Origin of the sequence: Candidatus Protofrankia californiensis, from assembly GCF_900634765.1 — a bacterium.
In the GTDB taxonomy this organism is placed as follows: Bacteria; Actinomycetota; Actinomycetes; order Frankiales; family Frankiaceae; genus Protofrankia; species Protofrankia californiensis.
Map to the genome: position 1 here is coordinate 3,277 of NZ_CAAAFT010000384.1, position 1,173 is coordinate 4,449.

Sequence of the window (1,173 nt, forward strand, 5' to 3'; positions counted from 1 at the left end):
GTCCAGGAACCGTCGTAGTTCTTGATGTTCGGTAGGTTCAGGAGTTCGTGCAGGGCGAACCAGGTGTGGGCGGAGCGCTCACCGATCCGGCAATAGGCGATGCTGTCGGTGGCCAGGTCCACGCCGGCGTCGGTGTATAGCGCCTGCAGTGCCTGGTCGGACTTGAATGTGCCGTCCTCGTTGGCGGTCTTCGCCCACGGGATGTTCTTCGCCGTCGGTATGTGCCCGGCCCGCTGGGCCTGCTCCTGCGGCAGGTGTGCCGGCGCCAGTAAACGGCCGGCGTACTCGTCGGGAGAGCGGACGTCGATGAGGTTCTTCGTGTTGATGGCTGCGATCACCTCGTCCCGGAAGGCGCGAATGTCGGTCCGCGGCGGCGTGGCCGTGTATGTGGTGGTGGGACGATCCGGGGTGTCGGTGGCCAGCGTGCGGCCGTCGAACTCCCACTTCTTGCGGCCGCCGTCGAGGAGCCGCACATCCGGGTGGCCGTAGAGCGTGAGATACCAGTAGGCGTAGGCGGCGAACCAGTTGTTGTTACCGCTGTAGAGGACGACGGTGTGCTCGTTCGCGATGCCCTTGGCGGACAGCAACCTCTCCAGCTGCTCCTTGTTCACGAAGTCTCGGATGACCGGGTCCTGCAGCTCGGACTTCCAGTCGAGTTTCACCGCGCCGGGGATATGGCCAGTGTCGTAGGCGGACACATCCTCGTCGACCTCGACGAACACCACATTCGGATCATTGAGGTGCTCGTCGGCCCAGGAGGCGTCGACAAGCGTGTTCTCACGGCTCATCCGTGCGCTCCCTTCATCACACAGATCATCGGAAAACGACCCACTGTCACCACGACCACGCCGGTCACGGCGCCAACCATGGGGAATATCCACAGCACGCTTACCAGGGCGTAGGGTCGCCGTTCTGCGAACCTTCCCCATCGCTGTCCCGCCAACCTTCCCCGCCACAGCTCAGGCCATCAGTCCGTCGGGGCTGGCAGCCCACCTCGCCCACCATCCGGCGGACGCCGACCGCGCTGCCGGCGGGTTAGCCCTGCGTCCGGGGCTGATGCGGGCACCGGCGTTGAACGCTCCCCAAGACAGTAGATGATCTTCCGGGGCTCCACGAGGCATCATGCGCACGGACCGCATTTACATCGGCAGCCGTATGATCCCTCGTTGCGCC

1 protein-coding gene is annotated in these 1,173 nt (G+C 64.8%); it reads right to left on the minus strand.

Annotation, left to right across the window (positions count from 1 at the left end; translation table 11 throughout):
- A partial coding sequence (locus tag DD1DGNOD_RS19720; RefSeq protein WP_131770789.1) for a sulfurtransferase occupies positions 1-788 on the minus strand: 788 nt, incomplete at its 3' end.
- Positions 789-1,173 lie beyond the last annotated feature (385 nt).